28 protein-coding genes and 4 pseudogenes are annotated in these 26,293 nt (G+C 33.6%); 8 read left to right on the top strand and 24 right to left on the bottom strand.

Going from position 1 to position 26,293, the window contains the following annotated elements:
* Nucleotides 1-67 precede the first annotated feature (67 nt).
* The 5 genes and pseudogenes from ACUN26_RS27540 to ACUN26_RS27520 all read right to left on the bottom strand — a co-directional run.
* Nucleotides 68-301, bottom strand: a complete 234-nt coding sequence (locus ACUN26_RS27540) for a YuzF family protein (protein WP_000122225.1) — start codon at nucleotides 299-301, stop codon at nucleotides 68-70.
* A 237-nt stretch (nucleotides 302-538) separates the two neighbouring features.
* Nucleotides 539-772 carry a hypothetical protein gene (locus ACUN26_RS27535; protein ID WP_000340028.1) on the bottom strand — a complete coding sequence of 78 codons (234 nt, stop codon included), beginning with the start codon at nucleotides 770-772 and terminating at the stop codon, nucleotides 539-541.
* 297 nt (nucleotides 773-1,069) lie between these two features.
* Nucleotides 1,070-1,216: a BC1881 family protein gene (locus ACUN26_RS27530; RefSeq protein WP_000738547.1), complete on the bottom strand. Its 147-nt coding sequence runs from the start codon at nucleotides 1,214-1,216 to the stop codon at nucleotides 1,070-1,072.
* Nucleotides 1,217-1,765: 549 nt separating this feature from the next.
* Nucleotides 1,766-2,227: a CarD family transcriptional regulator gene (locus ACUN26_RS27525; RefSeq protein WP_000486314.1), complete on the bottom strand. Its 462-nt coding sequence runs from the start codon at nucleotides 2,225-2,227 to the stop codon at nucleotides 1,766-1,768.
* Nucleotides 2,228-2,444: 217 nt separating this feature from the next.
* Nucleotides 2,445-2,594, bottom strand: a pseudogene (locus ACUN26_RS27520) (acyl-ACP desaturase); the annotation flags it as partial.
* Nucleotides 2,595-3,505: 911 nt separating this feature from the next.
* On the opposite strand from ACUN26_RS27520, the gene ACUN26_RS27515 reads away from it, so the two are divergent.
* The 4 genes and pseudogenes from ACUN26_RS27515 to ACUN26_RS27500 form a co-directional block, all read left to right on the top strand.
* Nucleotides 3,506-4,423, top strand: coding sequence for a helix-turn-helix transcriptional regulator (locus ACUN26_RS27515; RefSeq protein WP_000764451.1), 918 nt, complete (start codon nucleotides 3,506-3,508; stop codon nucleotides 4,421-4,423).
* A gap of 85 nt (nucleotides 4,424-4,508) precedes the next feature.
* The gene (locus tag ACUN26_RS27510; protein ID WP_001016311.1) at nucleotides 4,509-5,021 is read left to right on the top strand and encodes a DinB family protein; all 513 of its coding nucleotides are present in this window, start codon (nucleotides 4,509-4,511) and stop codon (nucleotides 5,019-5,021) included.
* 352 nt (nucleotides 5,022-5,373) lie between these two features.
* A complete protein-coding gene (locus ACUN26_RS27505; RefSeq protein WP_000402104.1) occupies nucleotides 5,374-5,943 on the top strand; it encodes a YdeI/OmpD-associated family protein in 570 nt (189 codons plus the stop codon).
* Between the two features lie 364 nt (nucleotides 5,944-6,307).
* Nucleotides 6,308-6,388 (top strand): annotated as a pseudogene (locus tag ACUN26_RS27500) (helix-turn-helix domain-containing protein); the annotation flags it as partial.
* A 51-nt stretch (nucleotides 6,389-6,439) separates the two neighbouring features.
* Here ACUN26_RS27500 and ACUN26_RS27495 read toward each other — a convergent pair.
* From ACUN26_RS27495 to ACUN26_RS27475, 5 genes and pseudogenes are all read right to left on the bottom strand, one after another.
* Entirely contained in the window at nucleotides 6,440-6,937 is a 498-nt protein-coding gene (locus ACUN26_RS27495; RefSeq protein ID WP_000824691.1) for a DM13 domain-containing protein, read from the bottom strand.
* A gap of 76 nt (nucleotides 6,938-7,013) precedes the next feature.
* Complete coding sequence (locus tag ACUN26_RS27490) at nucleotides 7,014-8,093, bottom strand: sensor histidine kinase (protein WP_001239405.1); 1,080 nt, start codon at nucleotides 8,091-8,093, stop codon at nucleotides 7,014-7,016.
* Nucleotides 8,090-8,803: a response regulator transcription factor gene (locus tag ACUN26_RS27485; RefSeq protein WP_000830325.1), complete on the bottom strand. Its 714-nt coding sequence runs from the start codon at nucleotides 8,801-8,803 to the stop codon at nucleotides 8,090-8,092. The genes ACUN26_RS27490 and ACUN26_RS27485 overlap by 4 nt, the downstream gene beginning before the upstream one ends.
* A 536-nt stretch (nucleotides 8,804-9,339) precedes the next feature.
* Nucleotides 9,340-11,511, bottom strand: coding sequence for a binary toxin-like calcium binding domain-containing protein (locus ACUN26_RS27480; RefSeq protein WP_000734347.1), 2,172 nt, complete (start codon nucleotides 11,509-11,511; stop codon nucleotides 9,340-9,342).
* 213 nt (nucleotides 11,512-11,724) lie between these two features.
* Nucleotides 11,725-11,871 (bottom strand): annotated as a pseudogene (locus ACUN26_RS27475) (IS6 family transposase); the annotation flags it as partial.
* Nucleotides 11,872-12,350: 479 nt separating this feature from the next.
* Here ACUN26_RS27475 and ACUN26_RS27470 point away from each other — a divergent pair.
* The 3 genes from ACUN26_RS27470 to dltC all read left to right on the top strand — a co-directional run bounded on the left by ACUN26_RS27470 (nucleotide 12,351) and on the right by dltC (nucleotide 14,518).
* Nucleotides 12,351-12,947 (top strand): TetR/AcrR family transcriptional regulator, encoded by a 597-nt coding sequence (locus tag ACUN26_RS27470; RefSeq protein WP_000071633.1) that lies wholly within the window; start codon nucleotides 12,351-12,353, stop codon nucleotides 12,945-12,947.
* A gap of 95 nt (nucleotides 12,948-13,042) precedes the next feature.
* Complete coding sequence (gene dltB, locus ACUN26_RS27465) at nucleotides 13,043-14,209, top strand: D-alanyl-lipoteichoic acid biosynthesis protein DltB (RefSeq protein ID WP_000127960.1); 1,167 nt, start codon at nucleotides 13,043-13,045, stop codon at nucleotides 14,207-14,209.
* A gap of 69 nt (nucleotides 14,210-14,278) precedes the next feature.
* Nucleotides 14,279-14,518, top strand: a complete 240-nt coding sequence (gene dltC / locus ACUN26_RS27460; RefSeq protein WP_000134285.1) for a D-alanine--poly(phosphoribitol) ligase subunit DltC — start codon at nucleotides 14,279-14,281, stop codon at nucleotides 14,516-14,518.
* Nucleotides 14,519-15,106: 588 nt separating this feature from the next.
* On the opposite strand, the gene ACUN26_RS27455 is transcribed toward dltC, so the two are convergent.
* The 13 genes from ACUN26_RS27455 to ACUN26_RS27395 all read right to left on the bottom strand — a co-directional run bounded on the left by ACUN26_RS27455 (nucleotide 15,107) and on the right by ACUN26_RS27395 (nucleotide 24,843).
* Nucleotides 15,107-15,406: a contact-dependent growth inhibition system immunity protein gene (locus tag ACUN26_RS27455; protein WP_000998175.1), complete on the bottom strand. Its 300-nt coding sequence runs from the start codon at nucleotides 15,404-15,406 to the stop codon at nucleotides 15,107-15,109.
* A gap of 18 nt (nucleotides 15,407-15,424) precedes the next feature.
* Nucleotides 15,425-17,131, bottom strand: coding sequence for an RNase A-like domain-containing protein (locus ACUN26_RS27450; RefSeq protein ID WP_000056066.1), 1,707 nt, complete (start codon nucleotides 17,129-17,131; stop codon nucleotides 15,425-15,427).
* Nucleotides 17,128-17,490, bottom strand: a complete 363-nt coding sequence (locus ACUN26_RS27445; protein ID WP_000373350.1) for a DUF3958 family protein — start codon at nucleotides 17,488-17,490, stop codon at nucleotides 17,128-17,130. Before ACUN26_RS27445 ends, ACUN26_RS27450 begins: the two co-directional genes overlap by 4 nt.
* Nucleotides 17,491-17,531: 41 nt before the next feature.
* Nucleotides 17,532-17,807: a TIGR04197 family type VII secretion effector gene (locus tag ACUN26_RS27440; RefSeq protein WP_000529675.1), complete on the bottom strand. Its 276-nt coding sequence runs from the start codon at nucleotides 17,805-17,807 to the stop codon at nucleotides 17,532-17,534.
* A 742-nt stretch (nucleotides 17,808-18,549) separates the two neighbouring features.
* The gene (locus tag ACUN26_RS27435; RefSeq protein ID WP_001067533.1) at nucleotides 18,550-19,041 is read right to left on the bottom strand and encodes a hypothetical protein; all 492 of its coding nucleotides are present in this window, start codon (nucleotides 19,039-19,041) and stop codon (nucleotides 18,550-18,552) included.
* Between the two features lie 393 nt (nucleotides 19,042-19,434).
* On the bottom strand, nucleotides 19,435-19,911 hold the full coding sequence (locus ACUN26_RS27430; RefSeq protein WP_000230641.1) for a small multi-drug export protein: 477 nt from the start codon (nucleotides 19,909-19,911) through the stop codon (nucleotides 19,435-19,437).
* Nucleotides 19,912-19,929: 18 nt separating this feature from the next.
* Entirely contained in the window at nucleotides 19,930-20,364 is a 435-nt protein-coding gene (locus tag ACUN26_RS27425) for a hypothetical protein (protein WP_000595646.1), read from the bottom strand.
* Nucleotides 20,361-20,573, bottom strand: coding sequence for a helix-turn-helix transcriptional regulator (locus ACUN26_RS27420; protein WP_000979036.1), 213 nt, complete (start codon nucleotides 20,571-20,573; stop codon nucleotides 20,361-20,363). Before ACUN26_RS27420 ends, ACUN26_RS27425 begins: the two co-directional genes overlap by 4 nt.
* Nucleotides 20,574-20,934: 361 nt before the next feature.
* Entirely contained in the window at nucleotides 20,935-21,438 is a 504-nt protein-coding gene (locus ACUN26_RS27415) for a DUF4303 domain-containing protein (protein WP_000550610.1), read from the bottom strand.
* A 472-nt stretch (nucleotides 21,439-21,910) separates the two neighbouring features.
* Entirely contained in the window at nucleotides 21,911-22,738 is an 828-nt protein-coding gene (locus ACUN26_RS27410; RefSeq protein WP_000821262.1) for a hypothetical protein, read from the bottom strand.
* A gap of 160 nt (nucleotides 22,739-22,898) precedes the next feature.
* A complete protein-coding gene (locus ACUN26_RS27405; RefSeq protein ID WP_001035530.1) occupies nucleotides 22,899-23,471 on the bottom strand; it encodes a hypothetical protein in 573 nt (190 codons plus the stop codon).
* 182 nt (nucleotides 23,472-23,653) lie between these two features.
* On the bottom strand, nucleotides 23,654-24,082 hold the full coding sequence (locus ACUN26_RS27400) for a hypothetical protein (RefSeq protein WP_000473626.1): 429 nt from the start codon (nucleotides 24,080-24,082) through the stop codon (nucleotides 23,654-23,656).
* 200 nt (nucleotides 24,083-24,282) lie between these two features.
* Complete coding sequence (locus ACUN26_RS27395) at nucleotides 24,283-24,843, bottom strand: DUF4236 domain-containing protein (RefSeq protein ID WP_000540765.1); 561 nt, start codon at nucleotides 24,841-24,843, stop codon at nucleotides 24,283-24,285.
* A gap of 333 nt (nucleotides 24,844-25,176) precedes the next feature.
* Here ACUN26_RS27395 and ACUN26_RS27390 point away from each other — a divergent pair.
* Nucleotides 25,177-25,364: pseudogene (locus tag ACUN26_RS27390) on the top strand (hypothetical protein).
* Between the two features lie 209 nt (nucleotides 25,365-25,573).
* On the opposite strand, the gene ACUN26_RS27385 reads toward ACUN26_RS27390, so the two are convergent.
* Nucleotides 25,574-25,684 (bottom strand): YjcZ family sporulation protein, encoded by a 111-nt coding sequence (locus ACUN26_RS27385; protein WP_000540371.1) that lies wholly within the window; start codon nucleotides 25,682-25,684, stop codon nucleotides 25,574-25,576.
* Nucleotides 25,685-26,293 lie beyond the last annotated feature (609 nt).

Below are 26,293 nucleotides of genomic sequence, written 5' to 3'. Positions count from 1 at the left end.
AACCCTGTGTTTTTATTTGGACGTCTATGAAACCAATTTGTTATAAATCAAATTAGATTTAATTTAATCATTGTTTTGGCATAATCCATACAATTTGTTGAATTCGTACAATATACGGTACCGTATATTCAATAAGCAAATGATCTGGTTTCACATCCTTTAACTTTCCTCTTACATTACCTCTTACAGTTTCAATAACCACATATTTACCAATTACTGATTGTAATGTCTGATATACGTAGGGATTAGGTGTACTTACCATATGTTGTTCACTCAAGTCATTTCCTTCCGAATAACTCATTCTATAAGACTCCTTTCTAATTTGCATTCTTTCTCCTAATATATGATATAAATCTTATAAATATGCTAGAAGGATAATTCATTATATGAACGGAAATAACATTTTAATAAGGTACGGTTTCTATTTCTAAATTGCTAAAAATTATTTATATAAAGTTACTTTTACTAGTTAATAGATGAAGATATACGGATATTTTGAATGTACATCTAGGTTGTTCCTTTTAGGATATGTATGATTTTAAATACGCCCTTTATTAGAATAGTGCTCATACTTTTTTTGAGATTCTTTCGTAATACGTGCATTAAGTAAAATTGCTAACAATAAATACACTCCATATTTTCCCCCTGTAGCTCCTATGATAATCACACTACTACAAACAAGTATAATTAATAGGATAAACGAAACTGAATAAATACGATCATAATTCTTTGATATCTTCTCGTATTTTATGCGCTCTTTCCTTGCATCCATCTAAATTCCTCCTTTAAATTATCCGTTTCACTCTCAAATAAATCTTGCTCTTAAAAAGGAAACAATATATCGTTTTAAATAATTAGTTTATTTTTTTATCAACTAATTTATATAACGTAAAAAGAAATCCTACCAATATTAAGCTTTCCACCATGATAATCCCGACCCTCTCCTTCCTTTTAACCCCAACACATCAGATAAAAGTTACGTATATCCCATATTAGCTGTAGCAAACAAAAAGGATCTTCCTTTCTCGTAAAGGCTGATCCTTTTCTTCGTTCATTCAACTATTTTTAGCTATTCTTGATTAATTAGAATCACAGCTGGTCCATCTACACGAATTCCACCAACTTCGATTTTTTCATAAGGCTCAACTGTAATAGAAATAATCCCTTCTCGCTTCTTTAATTCATTACTTAATTCTTTTGTTAACATTTTTTTCATGTGTGCACTCCTTCTTACTGCTTCATTTACTATTGTTATGTAAATAAGATTAAAAATGGTTTCCTGGTCTGGAAACCATTTTTTTGTAGTTGACCATATGGTGTTACCAGTTCGTTTATCAATTTTACGTAAAGAAGATAAACAATTACTATTCACTGTCTCTGTAGATGTAAGGAACTCTTAAAGAGATAGCGGTGAGATTGCTTGTTTTTTCTTCTAGAAATAATGACTTAGATAATATATTACCTAAAACAATGAAAGCCCTACCTCTCTTTCATCCTTACGGATCCTTGTCCGTGCCAGTGTGAATCAGGATTGCAAAAATCAAGTGACTATTTAATCGAGTTATTTGATGAAACTTTGAACGTTCGTAAAAGAAATTTAAAAATAAAAATGGATAAGATTGAAGTAATAACAAAAGAGGTTCCTACTCTAAAAGTGAGTTGAAGAAGTTGAATATCTTTGAAATGATTTACTTTTAATAATCATCATATTCCCGAAAAATTCAGGATATTTTCGGGGGATGTAATACATTATCTATAATGAATCTTAACAGAAACTTTTTATTTGATTTTCAGTGATCCCTTTAATTAATCCTAGTTCACTAATCAAAAATTCATGTGCGTTATCCAACATTTTTTTTTCGCTTGTATTCAGTGCCTTTTCTTTCTTCATACGCATTAAATCACGTACAACTTCAGCACCATCTTGTATTTCACCCGTTTTTATTTTGTCCGTGTTCACTTTATACCTTTGTTTCCACGGCAATAATTTATCTGATTCTCCATGCTGAAAAATGTGCATAATGTGTTTTAATGCAAGTATATCAGTAACTGGGCGTATACTCGAACTTAGTATTTTACCCATAGGAATCATGACTTGCATATTACTGATTGACATTTTTATAACATAATACTGTTGTTTTTTTCCTGAGAATTCTTTTTCTTCTATGGCTTCAATTATACCTGCTCCGTGCATTGGATAAACAATGTTATCGCCAATTTGAAACATATAATCCACCTCCATATATGGTAACCTTCTTAACCTTAACACATATGTTATTTTTTATCAAATATTTTATAATATCATAAAATTATTTTTATAGTCAACAACTTTTTAACAAAAAATTAAATTAAGTAAAAAACATCCCAAAAACAATAGGGAGTGTGTCAGATTTCCCATAAAGGGAAGGGGAATTACCCCGCTTATATTCTGAAATCTCTACTCATTAACGTAGATCAGTTTTCACTTGAAAACGACCAAATCGATCACGTATTTTTTTCAATCTTGTGTGGTATTCCAAAATCTCAATTCTTGCTTTTTCAGCTAAAGGTGCAATTGGTCGTAAGTCTTTTAACCCCCAATAATCAACCACTAATTCCCTTATATTATCGTATTACTGATAAAGCAGGTAATACTAGCGACCCTACAGAATAAAAAAACAAAAAGAACTTGTAGAAATTACTACAAGTTCTTTTTGTGATAATGGAAATAATACAGCTGGTTCGTATCAATTTGCTATTTTCATACTTTTGTAAAACTCGTTTTCACTAAATAAACATTATAAAATTCTACTTTCGAATTTTGTTTAAATTTTGAAATTGTAATTTAACCCCAGATTGGCCCCTCATTCCCTAAATCGTTTCGGTACCCCATTAAGAAAAGTACCCAAAACGACCGTTGTCAGTGATTTGAAAGTAAACTACTGGCTAAAAGTTTACATTGGATTTTTGAATCATTTATAACTAATTTTGCAATAATTTTCTCAATATAGACATATTTAGTAATTACGGTTCCGATATTCAAAATTAATAAAAATTGGAGTATTATAAAAATATGATGGTTATTCCTTTTGTTTACTCCTTGTTCTAAAGATAAGATTGTGTTCCCGATCTTATCTTTTTTCTTTGTAGATTTTTGATACAAAAAAGAATCCTTATAATAAGGATTCTGCAACAGGAAATAACAAAAAATAAATAATAAAAAGAATTACTTATATTATAGTTTATATAGTAATAGTATAATATCGAGAAATATTTACGTAAATTCAGTATGTATTACGTAGCAATAGTAGAAACAGTTTGTTTATAGACTAGCTGTTGCTTATCACAACATGCGTCCAAATTGTGTCTAAACATACAATTTTCTTTTTTGATATGGTGGGGCCTCAAAGGGAATTCCATCCAGTTTGACTTCACAACAAGCAGGCCAATCCCAAGATTAGTAAGAAAAAATCTGTGATATACTAATGAGCAGTAATACGAAATGAACTAACGGGCGGGGATACACATGAAATTGGAGCGATTGCTCTCCATAATTTACAAGCTGCTAAATCACGAAGTTTTGTCTGCCTCCATGTTGGCTGAAGAGTTTCAAGTTTCCCAAAGAACCATCTATCGGGATATCGATGTGATCTGTGCTGCGGGTTTCCCAGTCGTATCGTATCAGGGATCTAATGGCGGATATGGCATGATGGACGGATACAAAATGGATAAAAGCCTGCTCGGTTCTTACGATGTCAATTCTCTGGTTACTGTGCTCAGAAGCCTCTCCACCGTATTTGAAGACAAGCGTGCGCAAGGGACCATCGAAAGACTGCAGACGATTGGACCGGATCATCACGTCACGAGTCTGTCCGTGGACTTGGAAACCCACCGCACGGAGCCCGACACGCTTCGTCAGTTACGTACGTCCATTACCCAACAAAATGTCGTTCGATTTGATTATATCAATGCTAAGAATGAACGCACGACCCGTGATATGGAACCGCTGAAACTTCATTTTAAATATCGTAATTGGTACATTTATGGGTTTTGTCGAACTCGGCGAGATTATCGGGAGTTCCGACTGTCCCGGTTGATGAACTTGTACGTGACACAGGAAACTTTTCAACCGCATCACGAGGTGCCGGGAGAGGTTGCTTTGTCAAGCAAGGGATGGCAAAATCAGTTGGAGGATGTAGTGATTCGGGTGGGGAAGGAGACTTTGGCGGAAGCGATGGATCAGTTTCACCAGGTTGATAAGCAATTTCATGCCGATGGAAGTATGACGATGCGAATTCCTGTTTATAAGCCATTGAGAGCACGATGGCTCTGGTCCATTCTTCTAAGTTTTGGCAGTGGAGCCGAAATCCTGGAGCCCCTAGAACTACGTGGAATCCTCAAAGAACAACTTCAAAATGCGTTCAAACTTTATGAAGATGTATGACAGACTGTTGTCATATATCTTTTTTTATTATAACTATAGAAACAAAATCAAATCTATGAAAAGTCAAAAGGAGACGATACGAATTATGAATCATCCAATAGAAATGTATAACTACCACACATGGGCGAACCAAACGATTCTTGGGAGAATCAAGGAACTCCCGTCCGCTATGCTGAGTCAAGAAGTGAACAGCTCGTTTCCCACCATCGCCCATGCCCTTAGTCATATCTATGCGGTTGATAAGATGTGGTATCTGGTTTTAACAGGCACTGGAATGCAAGAGGCGCTGCATGCATGCATACCCTTGAATGAGAGTATTCTGTCTTCTGTAGATGAATACTCTCATAACTTTGCCGAGTTAGAGGAACAATACAGGGAATGGTTCCGAAGCCAGACCGATTTGGAGCAAACCATTCTGCTTGACAATCCATTTGCCAGCATCCGCCAAACACGGTTGTCGGAAATTGTACTGCATGTGGTCAATCACGGGACCTATCACAGAGGCAATGTTTCTACAATGTTGCGTCAGTTGGGCCACGCATCTACCATGAACGATTATTCACTTTATTGGTATCAGGAATCTACGAAATCAATTTAATCTCTGACGTCGAGAGAGTATGTCGATGATATCCAATCCCGTTTTCTGTACAACGGACAGGAGAACTTCGATATGATGAAATGACATCATCAGTATCTAAATCCTCAGCAGGAACGTATGAAAAATCGTTTTAAAGTCTTGGTTAAGGCACTGAACGTTGCTTTGAATTTAATCAATTCAGTCTAAAAAGGTCGATATTTCTGAGAACAGAGAAATCGACCTTTTTACTGCTTGTAAAATGAATATATGTATCATTACACTCTCTTGCTTATAACTTCAATATTGACTAGAATCAAAGGTTGTATAATGAATATAATTACTTTCCATACTTAGAAAGGAGATTGTTTTATCTATGGAAATTGAAAATCTAATTCCAATAAATTCGAGAGACGATTTAAGGGTTTGGCTACAAGAAAATTGTACAACTGAAAAATTTTGTTGGGTAGTAGTTAGTATGAAACCAACCCCAGATACGTTGCTATATTTGGACGCGGTCGAAGAATCTTTGTGCTTTGGATGGATTGATGGAGTCAAAAAGAAAATATCTGAAACCCAACTGGCGCAGAGACTGTCTCCTAGAAGCAAAAAAAGTTCATGGACTGAATTGAATAAAGAACGTGTCCGCCGCCTCGAAAAGTTGGAGTTAATGAGAGACGAGGGAAGAAGGGTACTTCCTGATATGGATTACGATTCTATTAAAATAGATAGGGTTATAGAGGAACGGCTAAAAGAGGACGGGCAAGTATATGGAAACTTTTTGGAATTTCCAGCTCTTTATAAAAGAATTCGGATTGACACGATACAAAGCAATAAAAATCAGCCAGAATTATTTAAGAGTAGATTAGACAAATTTATAACAAACACTAAAAGAAATAAAATGTACGGTCAATGGCATGATAATGGACGCCTATTAGATTATTAAGGTGCGCTAAATCGAATAGATATGAATTGTTTGTTAAGTTGGTGCTATAAGTAAACGGCAATAACCCACCCCTATCGGCTGAATCCCATATCTATGAAACATTGAATTCTCAAGTTTATAAGGGTGAGCTTGATTATTTAATTTTTAATGTATTTTAGAGGTGTTTTTTAGGCATACGGCAACAAATTCTTCTTTTTTGACTATACCGAATACGAAAAAATTATAAAAATGGGATTATAAAGTACACTTATCTTCAGTGGCTCCAAAAGTAAAAAATCGTTGCCGTATACCATCTTTTCCTTAACGTAAAGAGAATAGGTTGATTTGTGTCTAAAATGTGTCTAAACGTACAATTTTTTTTGATATGGTAACCCCAAATAAGAGACAAGAAATATGAATTGCTATCACCATTGGTTGCAGTCGTTTTGTATTTAATCATTTTCTTGTTCTATAGAATGATACTTATGTTACACAAATCACACTTTTATGTTCTTGCTTACTTTTTAAAATAAGCAACACCAAAGTTTTCATTAAATCTCTTACACCAAACAGAAACCGAGCCATATGTACTTACATCTATCCCTTCAGGAATTTCATAGTTTTGGTCGCCTTTGTTTCCCTTTAACTTTCCTAATTCAATATACTGGTGGTTTTTCACATCTTCATTATTTTTCAAACGATCTGTAGGAACTAATACTACTCGCACATCTGGCCCGTTAGATGTTGAAAAATTAGAAAGTCGTAAAACACGTTTTCCATCCGCTAATTGATAGATTGTTGCTGTTCCAGTTGTTTCATGGACACCGTTTTGAAACTGACCTGTACTTATAACTTGATCTTGAACTTGTTTTGTTTTCATTGGTTGCATTTCTGTCTGTGGTAATGCTTCATTCACTTGCTTATCAATGAATAATTTCTCCGGTCGGAACAAGGACCATAAGATTCCCACGACAATTATAAATCCACCTGTAAACCATATATATTTTCTTTTCATAAAGTAAAAGACCTCCGTTAATATACTGTTTAATAGTATGTTAACAAGGAGGTCTTTCATTTTTCTTTCATAAATATTACAAAAGTCTTTCAACGTTCTTATTTTTTTCTGATGTGATGGGAAGAATAAACCAAAATTCACTGCCCTGTTTTCCATCTGCGCGATCTCTCACACCAATTTCTCCTTTGTGCCTTTCAATCAATGATTTTGCAATGGCTAGTCCAAGACCAGATCCTCCAGATTGTGAACTTCTTGATTGATCTGTCCTAAAAAAGCGTTCAAATACGCGTAATTGGTCATTTGGAGAAATTCCTTCTCCTTCATCACGCAAAATGAACTGGACTTGTTGATTTTGCTTATTTTCCTCTACAATCAACTCAATTGTTCCAGAGACAGGGGAATATCGAATAGCATTATCTAACAAATTACCTATGACCCTTGCTATTTTACACGGCATAATTAATAGTCGGGGTAATCTATCAGGAACCTGCAATTGTAAATCAATCTGTTTGTCTTCTAATAAGACAGAATGTGACTCTAATACATCTAATAGAACTTTATCTATATGTGTGAAACTTGGATAAAAATCTACTTGTTCAAACTCTAACTTTGAAAGTTCAAATAAGTCATTGATTAATCCACTTAATCTTTCTATTTCTTTTAAGATCGTCGCTAAGTATTGCTTTCTCATTTCAGGATCTTCGATCAGGTTATCTTGTAACGCTTCTATCATCAATTGTATGCTAGCCATAGGCGTTCGTAAGTCATGTGAAATATTCGTGATCAGCTCCTTACGTGCATTTTCTCCTTCTTCTAACCTAGTAAAACCTTCTTCTAATTTTTTCGCCATCTGTTGAAAGGCTGTTGCTAATTCTTTAAACTCCTGTGGTTCTTTTCCAATTATATACATTGTTTCAAATTGTCTATCACTAAATTGTTTCGTTAATGCCATTAAATTTTTGATAGATCTCATGATAGGGCGTGTCATTAACCAGTAAATAAACGTAGAAATTATAAATGCCACAACCGCAATTATTGTTAATAGCTTTGTTTGTTCTGGTTCAAGTAACATTTTCGTCTCACTATACCATATAGCAAGTACCATGATACTCGTACTTAATACATTCATCAGTAATAATTGAATACGTAATCTCATGTTTCACTTCCTCCATTTGGCTCAAAACGATATCCTATCCCCCAAACCGTGTGAATCCAACGACTCTTTATCGTATGCTTCTCCAGTTTGTCACGTAAACGACTGACTAAAACAGTTACTATGTTTGTAGCCACTTCATGTTCAGTATCCCAAATGAGTTCAAGAAGTTGCGAACGAGAAAAAACTTGTTTTGGATGCTTTGCCATGAGATAAAGTACCTCAAACTCTTTCGCTGTTAATTCCACTTTATTTTCACAAACCAATACACATCTCGTCTTTGGATAAATTTTTAAATCTGGAAATTCTATCACTTCCGTTAGGGATTCTTTTGCTTGTATCGGTACCTGGCTGCCTCTTCTTAGTATAATTTGAACCCTTAATACTAATTCACGAGGGGAAAACGGCTTTGTTACATAATCATCTGCTCCCATTGTTAAGCCTAAAATTCGATCCCTTTCCTCTCCCTTAGCAGTTAACATAATAATTGGTACATTTGATTGTTGACGAATTTCCTCGCATAATTCCCATCCATCTTTTTTCGGCATCATTAAATCTAAAATAATTAAATCTGGTTGATGAGTAAGAAATAAATCCCAACCTTCTGTGCCATTTACAGCGGTATATACTTCATATTCTTCTCTTTCTAAATACCGTTTGCATACTTCTCGAATATTTTCTTCATCTTCTACGATTAAAACTCTTCTTTTCATCTGTAATCCTCTCTTCTTTTTACCAATAATACAAAAGGTGCTCTTATCTGCTTTCATCTATTACAGATATAAAATTCAGATATAAAGATGTAACGACTAATCCTAGATCTAAATCAGAATCCTACACTTTGGTCTTATGGTCACTAAAAACGATTAAAAGTGCCAATATAATCTAGATGATAATTTTAGTATTTAATTACTTATATGACTAGATAAACACTTAAAATAGTAGTATCCCAATCATATAAATCGAAAATTCAAATCAGATTTTTTATTACAGAGATTACTTATTTATCTTGTCAGGATCGATTTTATTGTGTATCTATTTTCCAAGATCTTTATAGTAAAAAACCACTGCTTTAGCTATGGTTTTTTACATACATGATTTCAAGTACAAACAAATGAAGGATACATTAAAAGGAATGAGTTCAATATCGAACTCATTCCCTATTAGCAGCCTACATTCTTGTTTCTAACTTTTTGGGTTCAGTCCATTACCGATGTTTTTTTAAACTTTGCAACAAAATCGTTCCTTTTTACTTAGCTTTGACGAGACTCCATTTATCTTCAAACCTACCACCATATGTCTGTCTATCATTACCATATGAGATATAACCAGCGTCATAAGTAGAAAACCCTAACTTGTTACCATCAGATTGTAGGTGCCATTCTCTCTGGTAATCAAGGTAGCCAGGGCTATGTGCATGATTAAATTTAAAAGTACTTGCATTTTGTTTTTGGTCAAAATGGATATACTTATCTTGAAGTTTTAAATATTCATAGCCTGAATAAGCACTATTTTGAACTTTAATGTGTAACTCTTCACCTGCTTTGATTGGTTGTCCAGGTTTAGGCTGCCCTTTTCTTTCAATAATTACATTAACTGGTTGAGTGTAATTCCCACCAGACGCAAGGTATTGCCACTTATCATTTCCTTTATAACTGAGCACAGGATTTCCACTAAGCTGCAGAGTATAAGGAGTTCCTTCTACAATAAGTTCGTCGCTGAATCGATGGGTCAAATAATTTTCATATTCTTTATTATACGTAACAACTGTAGAGATTTTTTGTGTCGGAAGTTTCTTTTGTGCATCATTGATTTCAAATGTAACTTTTTGTGATGGATTGAAATCATTCAAGCTTACAGCTTCTTTAGACTCATATACGTTTCCTTTTCTCACTAATGTTACTTGTTGTGTTTGTTTAGAATTTTTATTTTCAAAAGAAACAGAGATTTCATTACTCGCTCCGAATAAGCCAGGTACGACTGCTGCATAAAACTTTTTCGTAAATGGATCATAAGCACTATATGACAATTCCGGTTGCTGAATTTTTGTGAAAACACCGACTTTTGCGCCTTTCGAAACATAAGATTTTTTAGCATTTTCTAGATTTTCTTTCGCAATGATAACTTGATCTCCTCTGCTATTATCTATAAATTCATTTATCTTTTTAGAATCTACTTTAACATGCTTCAGAACCTCATTAAACGTTAAATTTGTATCACTACCAACACCTTCTGGTGCATACATTCTAAACTTCGGTTTGTTCCCGATATCAGTCTCTAGTATTGTAGTCGAAGCATTTACACGAGATTCAAATTTTCCTGAATCTCCTAAATTCATAAATTCTCCATCTTTCTCAATATACAATTCCATTGTACTCGTAGGTAGTACTTCAACAGAAAGAATTGCACCTTGTTCAACAGCTTTCAATTCATCTAACGATAAGTAAATATTTACATCTGCTTGATTATCTACACTATCTATCAATACTTCTGTTGTATTTCTTCCACCTTTTTCTGTACTTAACTGATTTGCTTTATAACGATCTTGTGTTGCCTTTACTGTACTGATAATCTTGTCTCCTAAACGAATGTTAAAATGAGGAGAAACATTTTGAGCAGATGCCGTCCCTGTATTTTTATATTCTAACTGTAAGCTCACTTTTGCTGCTTTTGCTGAATCGACAGTTTTTGCGGTAGACCAATCTATATTAGAAGAATATCTTTCGGTATCTGTTGATGTTTTCGAGTATCCATAGCTTACATTTAATGAGGCCTTCCCAGAAGGAACAGGACCGGCTGCGGAACCTTCGACACCACCTTCTACACCTGCTCCTACACCAAACGAATGTTGTGTCGATACACTTTTTTCCCAACCTTTATCAATGGACCCACCGTTTGAATCCGTAATAGCCGCAAGAGGAGTAACCCCAATACGTTTTATACCAACTTGCAAATTCGGTATATTTGCGACCATTGGATTAAATTCAGTATCAGAGTTACTGCCATAATACTGAACTTCATATGCATCTGTAAAAGGATCTCCATCCGAATTCGCGCTCATAGGATTTGTAATAAATTTTAATTTATCTTTGTCTCGCTCTGGATCCCATGCCTGTGCTTCATTTTTCCCGGTTTGTCGATTGAACTCAATTTTATAGCCTTTTATTTCTAAGTCGTTAGAAATACCATCTTGATCCCAATCGTCATTTTGTATTTCAATTTTTTCAGTAGACATCTTTCCCTTTTTTCCATCAATTCCATAGATAAGATCTTTTCCTTCTTTTGCATTTGCATCCTCTTTAAACATTTCAATTGTGCTTCCTGCATTCGGCTGTTTTATATCTGCTAAAGCAGGGGATGCTAAAGTCAGTGCCATCGATACACTACCTAATACACTAAGTGCTGGCTTCAATTTCTTCATTGTTATTTTTCCTCCTTGATTTTCAGGTGAGTTAGAACACCTACTATTAAGAACAACTTCATCATATCTAATACCTCTTTCATTTCTCTCTCAAAAGTGTTACAAAAGTCTTTCGTAAGTATAAAAATTCTTTCATACATCTATTACTTTTATTTTATGTATATAAATCCGGCAAACCATTTAGGCCGTGGTTAGTAATTGTTTTAGTTCATTTTAGGCTGAAAAGGCGGAATCTATTTGAAGACTCCGCCTTTGTTTGTATAGGGTATGAATGGTTTCGATTCCTCTTATCGTACGTAAAGCATGGAAAAGTGTTTGAAATCTAGAGGATCTAGCAGACCGGCGCTTCACATGGCGATGGCGTACTGCCTCCATATTGAAATCTTTTATAAATATCTAGCCAAATATTTATTTGAACATTCATAATCAATTACACAATCAATATAACTATGTCCAAACCTATACTTATTGTATATTTTTTACACAACAAAGAAAAAAGCATCCTATTTGGACGCTTTTATGCCATCGTTTATTTAAATGAAAATTTTTATAAGCCAAATACAACTACAAGAATATATGCTATCACTTATCTTTATCTATGAGGTCTCACCATATCCATCAACTTTAGAAAAATAAACACCCCCAAAAAGAAAAAATGAGCTGAATTCTCAAAAAACTAACTGTAGAGAAAGAGAATTTTCATTTAGGGTGTACTTCAAAACCTTAGCTTGGTGGACATGGGAGTGGTACTCAGTATTGTAAAAAATGCTCTAATGGGGTAGTATAATTTTATATTTATTGGTCGGTTGACCAAACAAAAAATAAGAAGGTGAAATACAATGTCTAATTCTAAAAAAACAGCTACTCGGGATCAAATACTAATGGCTACGTTTGAATGCTTAGCTGAAAAAGGTACAACCGCTATTACATTACGAGATATTGCTACAAAAGCGGGAATTACTTTAAGTTTAATTCATTATTATTTTCCAACAAAGGAGGGGTTATTAGTTAACGCTACCTCTTATGTCATGCAAAAACAAATTAAAGAAATTCAGAAGGAACTCTCAGATATACAAGATTTTTCAGAGAAATTGAAAAAACTTATATTTGTAGTACATCACCAATTCAAAAGTTCTGAATGGAGAAAAGTGTATTTTAGTTTATTGGCAGCAGCATCATGGTCACCGAAAATTATGGAAGAAATTCGGGTTCTACAGAACCAATTGATAGATCTAATTCAAGAATATGCTCAAACTTCCAATGTAGAAATCACAGATTTAGAAGCATTTTCAAGGGCTTTATTGGCTTCGATTAATGGATTAGCGTTACAAGTTATGCATGGGGCTTCAGAGGAACAAATTGCTCCGGCATATGCGATTATAGAAAAACTATTTATTAGCATCTGCAACCCCAAAAATGCAATGAGCGATTACTAAGCTATATAATTTTAAGAAAATTCATGTGCCAATCCATTATTCATAACACCATATGGAATAAAGGATTGCAAAACATTATAAAGTGAGGCTACAGCATGACCGCATATGGATCATTTTATTTTTTCGCTATAGTTGGTATTTTATTGATACCTACTATCGTAGCTGGATTAAGAGGTAAAATGTTGCGCAAATATAATGCTGTCCTAACGCTAATTATGCTTGCTATTATCTTCTCGGATAAACCAAATCAAGCAATGCTGTTAGCAGTATTTATTATTTGGCAATATGTCCTTATTAAAGGCTATTTACTACTAAGAAAACAAAATAATAATACGTTCATGTTTTACATGGCTGTTATTTTGTCGATTTTGCCACTGATTTTGGCAAAAATTGCACCATTTGTACCTGAATTAAAATTCATTGTTTTTACTGGTATATCTTATGTAACATTCAGGGCGGTACAAATGGTATTTGAAATTCGTGATGGCTTAATTAAAGAATGCTCATTTTTTAATTTCTGGGAATTCATTTTGTTCTTCCCTGCTATTTCAACCGGACCTATCGATCGGTATCGCAGGTTCCAAAAAGATATTCAAAAACCACCAAGTGCTGAAGAATATCAAAATCTACTATACATGGGTATTAACCGTATTTTTCAAGGTTTTCTGTATAAATTTATACTTGCTTACCTAATAAAAGAAAATATTATGGATGCAACATTAGCTCACCAAAACACCATTTTATCAAATATGATTTACATGTATAGCTATAGTTTATATCTATTCTTTGACTTCGCAGGTTATAGCTCATTCGTAATTGGTGTCAGTTATATGATGGGTATTAAAACACCAGAAAACTTTAATAAACCGTTTATCAGTCGGAATATTAAAGACTTCTGGAATCGTTGGCACATGAGCTTATCATTTTGGCTCCGTGATTTTATTTACATGCGCTTTGTCTTTTTTGCAACAAAGAAAAAGCTCATTAAAAATCGCTATATGATTTCATATATTGGCGTCTTTTTAAACTTTTTTGTCATGGGAATTTGGCACATTACTGGTCATGATATTGCTCAATATATTATTTATGCTCTATATCATATTGCTCTGTTTATTTTATTTGATATTTTCGAACGAAAAAACAAGAAGCATAAATTTTGGCCCAACAATACGTTCATGCATGTCCTTGCAATTGTGATTACATTCCATTTCGTATGTTTCGGTTTCCTAATTTTCTCTGGTCACCTAAATCATTATTTTTAATAAGTAATTTCTATTCTTGTAACTAAGAAGTTACTAATAGTACATTTCGGATATAAAGGAGATTTTTTAATGACAGAATTCAAAAATCAAGTATTAGATATTTTAGAAGAAGTATGTGAAAATGATATTGTAAAAGAAAATCCTGATGTTCAACTATTTGAAGAAGGTATCCTTGATTCTTTTGGTACAGTATCTTTACTAGTAGAATTCCAAGAACGTCTAAATATTGAAGTATCTATTTCTGATTTCGATCGCGATGAGTGGGCAACACCAAATATGATTATTAAGAAGTTGGAAGATATCCGATGAAAAAGCAACCTTGGGTCCGATGCTCTTAGCATTGGACCTTTTTGTGGTTCTAGTACAAGAAATCTATAAAACTTGGACATTTTGATACTCTCACAATCATTTGTTTTCAGCCGCATGCTCTTCAATCTCTTAAATAAAAAATATGTTTGGGTATATGGTGAAGTGTTGTACTGGTTTAGTTAGCTGGGATGTAACCAAATTTAATTATATTCTGTTCCCAAAACTCACTTGTAACTTTATTATTTATACCTCAAGAAATACATTCCCCTTTAAAGAGGTATTGTATTTTAGACTCAATAATCATTAATCCCTCATGGGGGCACCATATCAGAAAAGAAAATTGTACGTTTAGACACATTTAATCAATTACCTGTACGTTAAGAGGTCCCCCTAGTATAGCTGGCATTGTTGACGTAGGCCCTGGATTTACTATCGACGCCCAAGTTGACATTAACGGTTCGCCTCAATATATAAAATATAAAGTACAAAACTGGAAGGGAAGTACGTTCCATATTACAGTTAGCCATGCGTATGTGAATGTAAATTAAGACGAAGAAAAGACCGCCTACTATGGGCGGTCGATTTTTACTAAGTATTTTTTAATGCTTGTTTTAACGTTTCACTTGTTTGTTCAAGCCATTCTAGGGGAGCCAGTTTTAAAGCAGGAAAATAAATGTCTGTATAATATTCAATGAATTCTTCTTTTTTTTCCGTGGATAGATCACTGTTTAAAAATGCAGTTATGTAATTTATAGTATTTTCTATACAAACCTTGTGGGCTTCTTCTATAAATTCGTGTAAGGCTTTTTCTGGTGTTCCCATATCTTGATGGAATGTTCCATCTAAAAAATCACTTAATTCTTCATAAATATAATCTTTATCATTCATAAATAGCCTCCTAAATTTCTATCTTATGGGGAATCCTGTTCTAATATAACTTCCTTCTCCATCTTTTTTTAAGACAATTTTAGCGTTCGTTACCTCTAAAACATCTTCAGATGTTCTTAATATAGATCGACCAATAATTTCATCACCTCTATACCTCAACGCTAAAGTTGGTGGGCTGTAGGGATCAGCTAGCCACCTTTCTATTTTACGTATATTTTGAGGATTAGTTAATACTGCATCAGCAACTTTTTGGGCTTTTTCTAAATCATTAAAAGATGAAGACCCAGTGATTTTCTGATCATCTATTAATCGTTGAGCCAATGCCTCATCAGGTATTGCAACATGTTTTTCTATTAAATGTCCGCCTTTATCTTCGTGTTTCTTTAAATCACCATCAAATACACGTGGACTATATTGATTGGATCTATCTATGTTTTCAGCAAGTGAAAAAGTATCTTTGGCTTTATTAAAAGTAGTGTAATCAAAAGATCTTAGATTAAGTGCATTGGTATCGGCAAGAGCAAATTGATTTTTGGGCATTAGAATATTATTCAACATGTCAACGCTTTGCTTATACTTATCTAAAGTTATTACGTTTTTAGTACCTTGTATAAAGTTTACACTTTCACTAAGTTTTGAGGTTTTGCCTGACTTTGATACTTTACCTAATGTTGAAATTTTATCTGCACCTTTTGTTCCTACAAATAATTCGGCAATTGCTAATTTAACTTGCATCTCTACATTTCCAACCCATTTAGCTCTGCTATTCCAATCTCCATTTACAACATCTTGATCCCACGAATCAGAAATAGCTTGTTCTACAGCAGCAAATGTCTCGTCGATGTGAGAAAGAGCATACACAGCGCCCTCAACACTATCTATTGGATGTAAAATTGTGTTTAATATTCCTTTAAGTTCATCTAACACCGCTTCATTTTGCCCTTTTTTGTAGTTATGATATTGCCCGATAATAGGAGTATTTTCTATCTGGCGAATAAATTTTTCGTACAACTGATCCATCGCTTCTACGTTATTTTCAACAGTATCTTTAAGTTTATCGAACAACGATTCTTCTATAATACTGGTTTCTTCAGAATGATGTTTTTTTTCTTCTGTAATCGCTTGGATAGAAGTTGTCCACTCCATATTCAATCCTTGTGTACTAAACGTGCCACTTGCAGGACTAAATCCTTTTCCACTTTGAACTTCGGCAAGACCAGTAGCAATACTAGATGCTAGTTGAAGGGCCGTGCTGTAGTTATTACTGGATGTTTGATTAAATTCATATAGGTGATTTAACTTTTCTTGAAGTTTATGCCTCATGACAGTAAAAAGATTCGCCATAGCATCCATCCCCGGAACTGGCATGGTTTGACTGATGGCTTCCATACTTGCTTTCATTCGGTCAATCCCTCGAATTTGTTCTAGTATTTCTTGTTCGATGACATCTGTTGAAGCTACTTGTGATTGAAATTGACTTGGAAAGGCATCATTCTGACGGATTAGTTCTTCACATAAGTAAATGATTCCTTGTGCTAAAGGACGAAAGGTTTGTACAAAAAATGATTTTGCACTGCTATATGTTTGTCCTTGTAGAACAGTATCAATTGCAAAAGCATCAATCGACTGAATAGCTTGTTCCATACCTTGAATGGTAGCGGTACATACAGCGTTCATGCTTTGAGTTTGGTTCTGTACTTCTCCCAAATACATATTTAAACTCATGCATTAGTCCCCCTTGCTAATTGTTGTTGCTGGTAGGATAAGTCTTCTTCTAAATTATTAAGGTCTCGTCTTTCCTTAAGCAATGTTTCTTTTTTGTTTTCCAATTCGAACGTAAGTTTTCGCTCAATGTGTTGTGCTTCCTGGCGGATATTCATAAAAAAATGAGATAATTCTCTATCGCTTTGCCAAGTTTCTAAAATGCGGTTAAATAAGCGATTACTTCGATTTTTCCATTCGTGAAAATCTGCTTCCGCTTGTTCCTGAGTTTGAATCGCGGATTGATTTCGGTCCTGTTTTTCAAATACATTTCGTAACTTCTGATTTAACTGTTTGCTTTGGTTTTCGATATCTCGATCCATCTTCTTCCTCCTACCGTTTTATCTTTACGAAGGTGGTCACATTAGCGAAAAGTGTTGTGAAGCTCGTGATCCATTCTCTCAAACTCTTTGGCTACCGAATGAATATTATCGACCTCTCGTTGAAAGGCGGTCCAAAATTGTTGTGTTAAATCTAAGGCTTGTTGATTCGCTTCTTGTGCTTTGGAATTAATCGTTAGCGTCGTACCCGTCGCCTTCGTGATTGAACGATTTGAGGCACTTTGGATTGTATCCGAAGCTTTCCTCATTTGCGTAGCGATTTGTGTTGCTGTTTGTAAATTACTTTGAAATTGCCCCATTCTTAAAAACCCTTTCTATAGTGTTCTGAACATACCAGTGAAATTTCAATTCTTCTAACTTATCAACTAACCTTTGTATACCCCTTCTTCCCTAATACGAAATTATACCATGTAAAAAACTAGAAATTACTCTCGAGAATAAAATATATTATAAAAGTATAAAAGGTTCTTCTTCATATATTTGTACCAGAACCGCTTATCTTGAATAACTGTAGAAAGATCAAATTTTCGTTATGGAGAACAATGAATTTCTTCATTTATAGTGCAGTACCCCATTCCCATCAACCTAAGAAAACAGGTCACCCCATGCCTTCTTACAGGAAGAATTATAACGTATTTTTTATTCACTCAATTACCGAAGTATCAAATATTTTAAATAGTTTCTTATCCCCTAATCACCGAGTACGTTTATTTCTCCAAATTACTGTCCATAATAATAAACAAAGACAAACCCTTTATCCTTAAGATATAGACGCTTTCTCAATGGTATCAAACTCGGCGATTAGGGTGGAGTGGTATACCTTAAGTTGATGGATGTGTGACGATACCCCTTTTAAAATTTAATGTAAACTAATGGCTAAAAGTTTACTTTCGTTTTTTTAAGAAAAACAAAGAGAACCTGTAGTAATTACTACAAGTTCTCCGTGAGATAATGCAAGGGCAAAACAAACTATCATGGTGACCCCTATTAGCTGTTTATGTAGCTTTAAGATAAAGTTAGATTAAAATTTATATTTACCTTTTATGATTTAACTTTTCGTTCCTCAAAATTCTTTTTATCCGATTCATTCGTAAAGCCTTCAGGCCAAATTCTTTCTTTGATCTCTAAGAACTCTTTATCTCTTTTAAGAATTTCTTTGAATTCCACAAATAATGAATCTAAATCTAATTCTTCTTTTCCACCGTCAAATATATATGTAATAAATGCATCATTTGAATTTTCTTCACTAACAGCAAGACGTGTCTTTGAAAAAGGATAAATCTTACCTTCATATTCTAATTCATCAATGGGAAATTCATTTCTTGGTAGATTTAAATCTGTTACTACAGTTTTTTGTTCTTGAACAATCTGTTTGTTTATGTTGGAAGATTGTCTTATGGTATTAATAATCGTCGCGGTAACAATGTGGGAATTTTTAAGCTCTTTAATCACTTCTTTAACATCATTGAAAATCAAGTTTTTATCTTTTATTATTTCCTTTTTTGTTAATACGACAACTCTACATGGATTCATAAAATCACTACCTTCTAAAGTTTTATCTAAATCTTACCATAATTACAAATAAAATTAATCGAATAAATAATCGGAATTTATTATTTCTTTTTTTGTAATGATCTACTAAATTATAGAGGTCTATTAATTTAAAGCTCCAATATTCTTTAAAAATTTAATCATTTACTTCTTCTAATTTTTTAATAGGAATTAAGTCTTGATAATATACGATTTACACATTTAATCCGAGCACCGTTAATGAATAGTTGTTTTCTTAACGTACAGGGAATCGGGTAATTTGTGTCCAAATTGTGTCTAAACGTACAATTTTCCCGAAATGATATGGTGATTCCTATTACTCCATAATTTTTAGATAGTGAACGATTTTAGATTACCTAAAATCATCATGATATCCTAAATAATATTTAAAAAGCTAAGCCCATACATCGCAGCAACTGTAAAAATGACTGTCCATACTGCTAGACTGACCGTCATCCAACTTATGACGTGTGTCCGGTTAGATCCAAATGTTAAAGCTAATACGGCTGCAATATCAGTTCCTACGAGAATTGGAGCTAGAAGAGCCAAACCTGGAATACCATATCGTTCCCATATTTTTCTTGATCGGGTTTCTTTTTTAGAAGGTGTTGTTATACCTTTTTTTAGTTTTCTTGCTGCTTGCCATTTGGCATACTGTTTAAAGAAAAAACCGAGTAATAGAACCAAGATAAGATTTCCTGCAAATGCTGTTACTCCTACTGCAATTGGTTGTAACCCCCATGCGATACCAAGTGGTATAACGATTGATACATCCATCCATGGGGCAAAAGCTAAAAGAAATAACACTACATATTGCCATAATGCACCTGCATTTTGAGCCCACTCCACCATATTGTTTCATCCCCTTTGTTAAATACGATTTAAAATAAGAATAGTAGTTAACCAATAGACAGTGTATTGACCTGCACCTAGTAAACCAATGCACAATAACGGAACAAAATTATGTTGAGAAAAGAGGAAGCAAATCCCTGCCGTTACTGGAAGTGCAATGCTATAGTAAATATACACATTTCGACAAGCCTTATAGGTTACCCACTGCTGCCCTTCATCTATTTCACGAAATTCAGATGGTATAAAGCCAAATAACCTGATCCTATCATGAGGATTCTTTCGGTTATAAATTCTTGTGAGAATGAGCCATAAAAAAGTAACCGTCACTAAAATCCCGAAACATAACTTAGCTAAAATGACTTGTGTATTCATAAGAGAAAATAGTAAAAATGCAATAATCAACACAAATATACTGGCCCCTATGAGTGGGGATCTTAAAACCTGTTTTATCATAATCGTTCCTCTCCTTTTAAATAAAAAACCTCTTCTACGGTAACTTGAAATACAGCAGCTATTTTTAACGCCATAGTGACAGATGGAGAATAATCACCTTTTTCTATTAATCCAATTGTTTGCCTTGTGACCCCAATTGCATCAGCCAAGTCTTGCTGAGTCCATCTAAATCGTGCTCGTAATTCTCTAACTCTGTTTTCTAGCATCATAATTTCCCTTTCCTCATTTACAATTACTGTAATTGTAAATGATTACTAACAAAATGTAAATAATCATTTGCATTATGTAATTAATAATTGCTAAATACGACATAAATCCCCCCTAAGTTAAAAAGGGATCCCACCCCATCGCTATCAAGCCATCAAAACAAAATACCCCATAAAATGAAAAAATACGCTAAGCAAAAAATAAAATAAGCTGTCCATATGGACAGCTTATTTACATAATTCTCGTTATCAGAAGTTGTTTTTAGATGATCAGTTTTTATATTTTAGGCTCTGTTAATATTAATTGTTGACTTTCAAAAAAAAACCGCTTCTTTATAAAGAGCAGTTTTACTTATATTCATTCTTATTCAAATTCTGAAGCGTATTCTTCATATACCTTTAATGTATTAAGCAGTCTAGCTGATTTAAGCATGATTTCATTTGATGAATCAGTTACACAAATGTCAATAAATCGGTTATCGTTTCTGTCACCAAACAATCCTTCTGACTCAAGTTCTATTAACACTTTTAATAATTCATTCAGCAATGTATCTATTAGCAAATCAAAGTCTTCTTCGACGGTTTCATGGTATCTTTTAATAGTTTTATTCACTTCATCAAACATTCCGAAATCGTCCCACTCACTCCACTCAACAGCCCCATATCTATAATAGTTGTATAAAGGGTCTGATTTATTCACCTTAATCAGTCTTTCTTTATTAGCCACTGGTCCAACGCTACTGAAACAGTCGTCCGTCATTAGGGAGTATCCATATATTGTGTCATTACCACACCTAGATGTAAGTTCATTATAATGACAACGAATTGCATTTTTCAATTGAACATGTAAACTTTCTTGAAGATGCATTTTCACCGTATCTCCTCCGTTCTTTTTGTAACGACATGTTATTACATACTTCAATCTTAACATGAAAATCAACATTAAACGTTAGATGAATATCGTATTCATGCTCGGTTAACATAACGTCACATTATCGGTAGCAAGGAAAAAGACGGAATCTTATTCTCACAAAGGAACCTTCTTTTTTTGTTCTATGGATCTATACATTTTTTTATACATTCCTATCCTGAAAAGGTTTTAGAGTACTCGTTTGTTACGGGATTAGCCGAAAAACTGTATAATATCTTGCATACTCTTAGCGTGCTTTTTTTCCGAAGTGCTGGAAATCCCCTTTTAAGAAAAAAGAAAAGACACCCTAAGGTGCCTTCCTGCGACTTGAACCATCGTGATATGGTATCGGATGCCAATCCAAATATTATTTTACCATGTTAAATTGTTTTATATATTGAGAAATATGAATCAGGTCTATATTTTTAAATTACTTGATTACGCCACCAGAAAACCCAGACATTTCCATAATATCAATTATTTTATCTGATACGATGGCTTCTTCTCCGCCTCCATAGTATGCGTTTAATGCGTTGATAAACCAATATGCATCGGCCGTTACTGACCTACCTGCAGATTTCATTGATTCAATAACTGTTTGAACATATATAAATTTATCATCAAATGATAATTTAACCCAATCTCTGCCAGTGGCATTCTTAATTTTTTCTACTTCTTCATTAGCTGATGAAGAAGTACTAGTTGAAGGGGATGGGGTACTATTTTTGGTAGGTTCGATATATTTTCCATCTTTGGCACTTGCATCGTAAATAATATTCTTCTCATCAGCACTTTTGTCTTTATCATCTAAGTGAAGCCAATCCCCAATTAAGTAAGGAAGATTATAGTTTGCATAGTATTCGTGTTTATCAGTTTTTAAAACAACATTTAACAATTCACATTTAACGCCTTTTCCACAGTATAATTCTCCCTCACCATCTTTACCTTGTGGCGTTCCACTTTGTTTCTTGATGATTTTACCTATAGATACCAAGTATTCATATTGTTCTTTAGGTTGTAAGTTATCAAATGAATCGTTAAGATAAACTACGATATCATAATAATAATATGGATTTTTAGCATTTTGATCTGATTTTTCTATTTCTTTATATGTTACGGATTTTAGGTGCTTTTTAATCTCTTTATCATTCGGTATTTCGGAAACAATACTATCCAAATTCTCAGTGGTTTGCTCTGGGCCCCCACAACCTGATAAAACTAACATTGCAGTGATAATAGTTAAAATGATTCTTTTCATAGTTGTCCTTAATTCTTATTGTTTTAATGGATGCCATTTACAATATGTAAGATTTCTCATCTCATAGTAGCAAACGATTCATTTGTATATTGTCACATTGTGTCGAATAAAAATAAAAAAAGACACCCAAAGGTGCCTTCCTCGGCTTAATAACCGCATTTTATTTTCCTCGTAGGCTCTGTTCATATGCTTTAACTTCATCAGTTGATCCAAATGTTTTCAGGTTAAATATTTTGTTACCATCAACACATACTACTAATAATCCATCTTTAGCTTGAATAACACTTCCAACATTGCCCTTTTTTAGAGAAATACTAAAAGGATGATCTACATTCATCGTTTTTTTCTTCTCTACATATTGATTAAATTCCATGCCAACTGGGAATGCCTCTTTTAATTGTTGAAGAGTATACTCAGTTGTAGTTGGCGGATCACTTTTAGGCTTTTCTTGTTCTGGTTGTTCTTGCGGTTTAGGTGTTTCTTGACTCGGTTGTGTCGTTTTTTGAGGTGAACTAGTTTGCTCTTTTTCATAGGAAGTTACTCTAGATTTCAACTCTTTGATTTGTGTTTTTAATTCTTGTTGTTCATTAAAGTGTTTATCGATAACTTTATCCATATCTTTTTGTGAATACTTAGGTTTCATATCTTCTGATTTGGAATCCTTAAAAATAGATACGGAAGCAATGATAACAACTATTACGGCGATAATGCCAATGATTAGTTTTTTGTTCATTTATGTTCCTCCTAAAACTATTTAATCATTATATAACAATTAAATAGTTTTAGGTAGAAAAAAAGACACCCAAAGGTGCCTTCCTCCGACTTGAACCACTTTAATTTTAATAATATGTATTGGACTCCCACCCAAAGATAATTCTAACATGTTTTTATATAAATGAAAGCGAATTCTTTAACTTACTTAATTACTTTGTCCATAACTTCTTTATATTTGTTAAATTGGGCATCTTCCATATCACCATTCATTTGTATAAGGAAGTTACCTTTTGCGTAAGTATGAGAGAATAGCATCTGATTACCATTACCTAAATCGTCATAGTATTTCTTAGCTTTTTCAAGGTCTTCTTTGTTTTTAAACTCAAATATTCTACCACCACTATCTTCACCTAATGCTGGAACAAGAATGCGTTTTGCTTCTTTTCTAGTATTTCCAAATTCTTTTTCTGGTAGGTCACTAGGATTGTCAGCTTCTAATCCTGCAGCTTTAAATTCTTCAATTACCTTACCAACCGTGACATTACTTGTCATTGATTTAACGCTGTCACAAGCGGATAAACCAAATAATAATAGAGCTCCAATAAGTAATACTGCTAATTTTTTAAACATAGTTGTTCATTCCTCCTAATGTAAATAAATCCGTAAATATAATAACAAATTATCTATCTTTATATTGTCATATATTGTCGAACGAAAATAAAAAAGAGAGCTGGAGCCTTCAAGGAGGTATGGAAACAATTATGAGCTTCGAGGGCCATCTTGGAATTCAATACTACAATTCATTTTTGGGAAGTGTATTTGAGAGCCTTTTATTTTTGGATTATAAGAGTGCTCTCACATTTACGACAAGCAATCTTCTCTTCCTCAAAAATGAATAAGTTTTCAGCATCACATTCTGGGCATACAACCGCAAATGGTGTTTTTATATTTTTATAACATAGGAAAGAAAGGGCTGCCAGGATTAGAGCTGGTATAACAAGCATCATAATTAAGAATAGGCCCGCAAAAACGCCTCCAATTATGGAAAGTGGTTTCATTAGTTTTCTACCCACGGAGTTTACTTGATTATCCTTCTTACGAAAAGCAGTAACAATGTAAGTTTTGGTTTCTCTTACCTGCTCAAATGCTCTTACCGTATTGTAATCTTGTTCATTCATAGTGGGATAGGAAGTGTTTTGCCCTTGAAACCCTCGTTGTATATAATAGTTGTTTGACTCAGCTATTCGTGGTGTATACGAGATTCCAGTTCCAGGTATATAAGTTGTTATTCTTGATTCAGTTGGAATGGAGTTCCCTCCCGTACCTGTGTATGTAAAGTTAATTTTCACACCCGGGGAAACTTGGATAATTCTACGAAACTTATAACCCATAATATTGTATCCTCTCCATCTAATTAATATAATTATTTACTAATTATAACAAATTTTTAACTTAAAATTAATATATTAAGTTAAAACAAATTAATAAAAAGATTAATATTGAAGTTTACTAATTTAAGGCGTTTTAGGAGTCCTTTTTTATAAAGAAAAGACCCCCTAAGGTGCCTTCCTACGACTTGGACTATCCTGTATTAATGCCGTTTCGATCAGCAAATTAAATTATAAAAATAATTTGTTATATTTCCATGTACCCTAGCTCATATAATGTATAAGGAGATTATTGGTTAATTAATAGTGCACATATATTAGGGAGGTACATAAGCCATGTTAGAGGTAATTACGGCATTTTTCTTACTAATTCTCCATTCCATTGTTTATCTCTTTTCAAGTGGAGAAACTAAGCAAATAGCAAAAAACATATAAAAGAAATTCTTAATAGTCCTGATGGAATAATAATATTAATCGTTGCTACGGCACTTTTAATCGGGGGGATATATTTATTATCATTATGATTTCGGTTTATGACTATAAACTAAAATCATATCCAAGTATACGAGACAATGGTTCACTTAGGAAGTATTCGTATTATGGTGGCGAATGGGACACAGGTGGTCTTTTTGGAGAAGCCAAATGTGTTTATAATAAAACTGATAAATCGGATAATAAATAATATACATAAAGAAAAGGCGCCCAGATAAGGGTGCCTTTTCTAATAGTTTTTTTAGCAGAAGCAACTGCATCCGATAATGATTAATAGAATAAATAATACAACTAATAAAGCAAATCCTCCAGCGAAACCGCAGCCTTCGCCACAACTACCACCATATCCCATAACAATAGTGCCTCCTTTAGGCCAGAGGGTAAAACTAGGGTTCATTCCATGTATTTTAATGGGTTCACATTACCTTATGTTTTTAGGTATTAATTGAGCAGGTCCTTTTGAAAATAAAGAAAAGACGCCATAAGGCGCCTTCTTCCGACCTGAACCACGTTCATTTAGTATAAATCTATCCGTATTATCCCCTTGTTATACGTGTAAACACATCCTATAAAACAGAATCGTCTATATACACCAGATTGTTAGTTTACAAAATACAAGAGATTTGAGATCAATATTAGAGTGACGCGACATCTTTTATAATTGTCAATATGTTACGTCTTTCAAAAGAATCTGCTTTATAGAACGTGTCCACGATTTATATTTTACTATATGCAATATTTATTTAGTGTAATTTTACGAATATGTATAATTACATAAAGCTTATGAGAAAAAGAGAGTATACTTTGATATTGTGTAATAAAGACAAGGCCCACCTACGGAAATAGGTGGGCTTTTTTATTGGGTATTACTATCTCAGTGCACAAAAGGGAATTTGTATTTAAATAATAGCATATCCTTAAAGTTCCTATATTGAGAAACAAAGAAAAAACACCCCAAAGT

The organism is Bacillus sp. WC2503, from assembly GCF_052682895.1.
The sequence above is the reverse complement of the archived record's forward strand: the minus strand, read 5'-3'. Positions and strand labels throughout refer to the sequence as shown.

Coding starts and splice junctions, on each gene's coding strand:
- ACUN26_RS27490 (WP_001239405.1), bottom strand. CDS start 8,093: ATGAGATTACGTATTCAATTATTACTGATGAATGTATTAAGTACGAGT.
- ACUN26_RS27435 (WP_001067533.1), bottom strand. CDS start 19,041: ATGAATCCATGTAGAGTTGTCGTATTAACAAAAAAGGAAATAATAAAA.
- ACUN26_RS27470 (WP_000071633.1), top strand. CDS start 12,351: ATGTCTAATTCTAAAAAAACAGCTACTCGGGATCAAATACTAATGGCT.
- ACUN26_RS27420 (WP_000979036.1), bottom strand. CDS start 20,573: ATGATGCTAGAAAACAGAGTTAGAGAATTACGAGCACGATTTAGATGG.
- ACUN26_RS27430 (WP_000230641.1), bottom strand. CDS start 19,911: ATGGTGGAGTGGGCTCAAAATGCAGGTGCATTATGGCAATATGTAGTG.
- ACUN26_RS27400 (WP_000473626.1), bottom strand. CDS start 24,082: ATGTTTAAAAAATTAGCAGTATTACTTATTGGAGCTCTATTATTATTT.
- ACUN26_RS27415 (WP_000550610.1), bottom strand. CDS start 21,438: ATGCATCTTCAAGAAAGTTTACATGTTCAATTGAAAAATGCAATTCGT.
- ACUN26_RS27450 (WP_000056066.1), bottom strand. CDS start 17,131: ATGAGTTTAAATATGTATTTGGGAGAAGTACAGAACCAAACTCAAAGC.
- dltC (WP_000134285.1), top strand. CDS start 14,279: ATGACAGAATTCAAAAATCAAGTATTAGATATTTTAGAAGAAGTATGT.
- ACUN26_RS27485 (WP_000830325.1), bottom strand. CDS start 8,803: ATGAAAAGAAGAGTTTTAATCGTAGAAGATGAAGAAAATATTCGAGAA.
- ACUN26_RS27405 (WP_001035530.1), bottom strand. CDS start 23,471: ATGAACAAAAAACTAATCATTGGCATTATCGCCGTAATAGTTGTTATC.
- ACUN26_RS27440 (WP_000529675.1), bottom strand. CDS start 17,807: ATGGGGCAATTTCAAAGTAATTTACAAACAGCAACACAAATCGCTACG.
- ACUN26_RS27385 (WP_000540371.1), bottom strand. CDS start 25,684: ATGGGATATGGTGGTAGTTGTGGCGAAGGCTGCGGTTTCGCTGGAGGA.
- ACUN26_RS27515 (WP_000764451.1), top strand. CDS start 3,506: ATGAAATTGGAGCGATTGCTCTCCATAATTTACAAGCTGCTAAATCAC.
- ACUN26_RS27495 (WP_000824691.1), bottom strand. CDS start 6,937: ATGAAAAGAAAATATATATGGTTTACAGGTGGATTTATAATTGTCGTG.
- ACUN26_RS27530 (WP_000738547.1), bottom strand. CDS start 1,216: ATGAAAAAAATGTTAACAAAAGAATTAAGTAATGAATTAAAGAAGCGA.
- ACUN26_RS27525 (WP_000486314.1), bottom strand. CDS start 2,227: ATGTTTCAAATTGGCGATAACATTGTTTATCCAATGCACGGAGCAGGT.
- ACUN26_RS27425 (WP_000595646.1), bottom strand. CDS start 20,364: ATGATAAAACAGGTTTTAAGATCCCCACTCATAGGGGCCAGTATATTT.
- ACUN26_RS27535 (WP_000340028.1), bottom strand. CDS start 772: ATGGATGCAAGGAAAGAGCGCATAAAATACGAGAAGATATCAAAGAAT.
- ACUN26_RS27505 (WP_000402104.1), top strand. CDS start 5,374: ATGGAAATTGAAAATCTAATTCCAATAAATTCGAGAGACGATTTAAGG.
- ACUN26_RS27455 (WP_000998175.1), bottom strand. CDS start 15,406: ATGAATGATAAAGATTATATTTATGAAGAATTAAGTGATTTTTTAGAT.
- dltB (WP_000127960.1), top strand. CDS start 13,043: ATGACCGCATATGGATCATTTTATTTTTTCGCTATAGTTGGTATTTTA.
- ACUN26_RS27480 (WP_000734347.1), bottom strand. CDS start 11,511: ATGAAGAAATTGAAGCCAGCACTTAGTGTATTAGGTAGTGTATCGATG.
- ACUN26_RS27540 (WP_000122225.1), bottom strand. CDS start 301: ATGAGTTATTCGGAAGGAAATGACTTGAGTGAACAACATATGGTAAGT.
- ACUN26_RS27510 (WP_001016311.1), top strand. CDS start 4,509: ATGAATCATCCAATAGAAATGTATAACTACCACACATGGGCGAACCAA.
- ACUN26_RS27445 (WP_000373350.1), bottom strand. CDS start 17,490: ATGGATCGAGATATCGAAAACCAAAGCAAACAGTTAAATCAGAAGTTA.
- ACUN26_RS27410 (WP_000821262.1), bottom strand. CDS start 22,738: ATGAAAAGAATCATTTTAACTATTATCACTGCAATGTTAGTTTTATCA.
- ACUN26_RS27395 (WP_000540765.1), bottom strand. CDS start 24,843: ATGGGTTATAAGTTTCGTAGAATTATCCAAGTTTCCCCGGGTGTGAAA.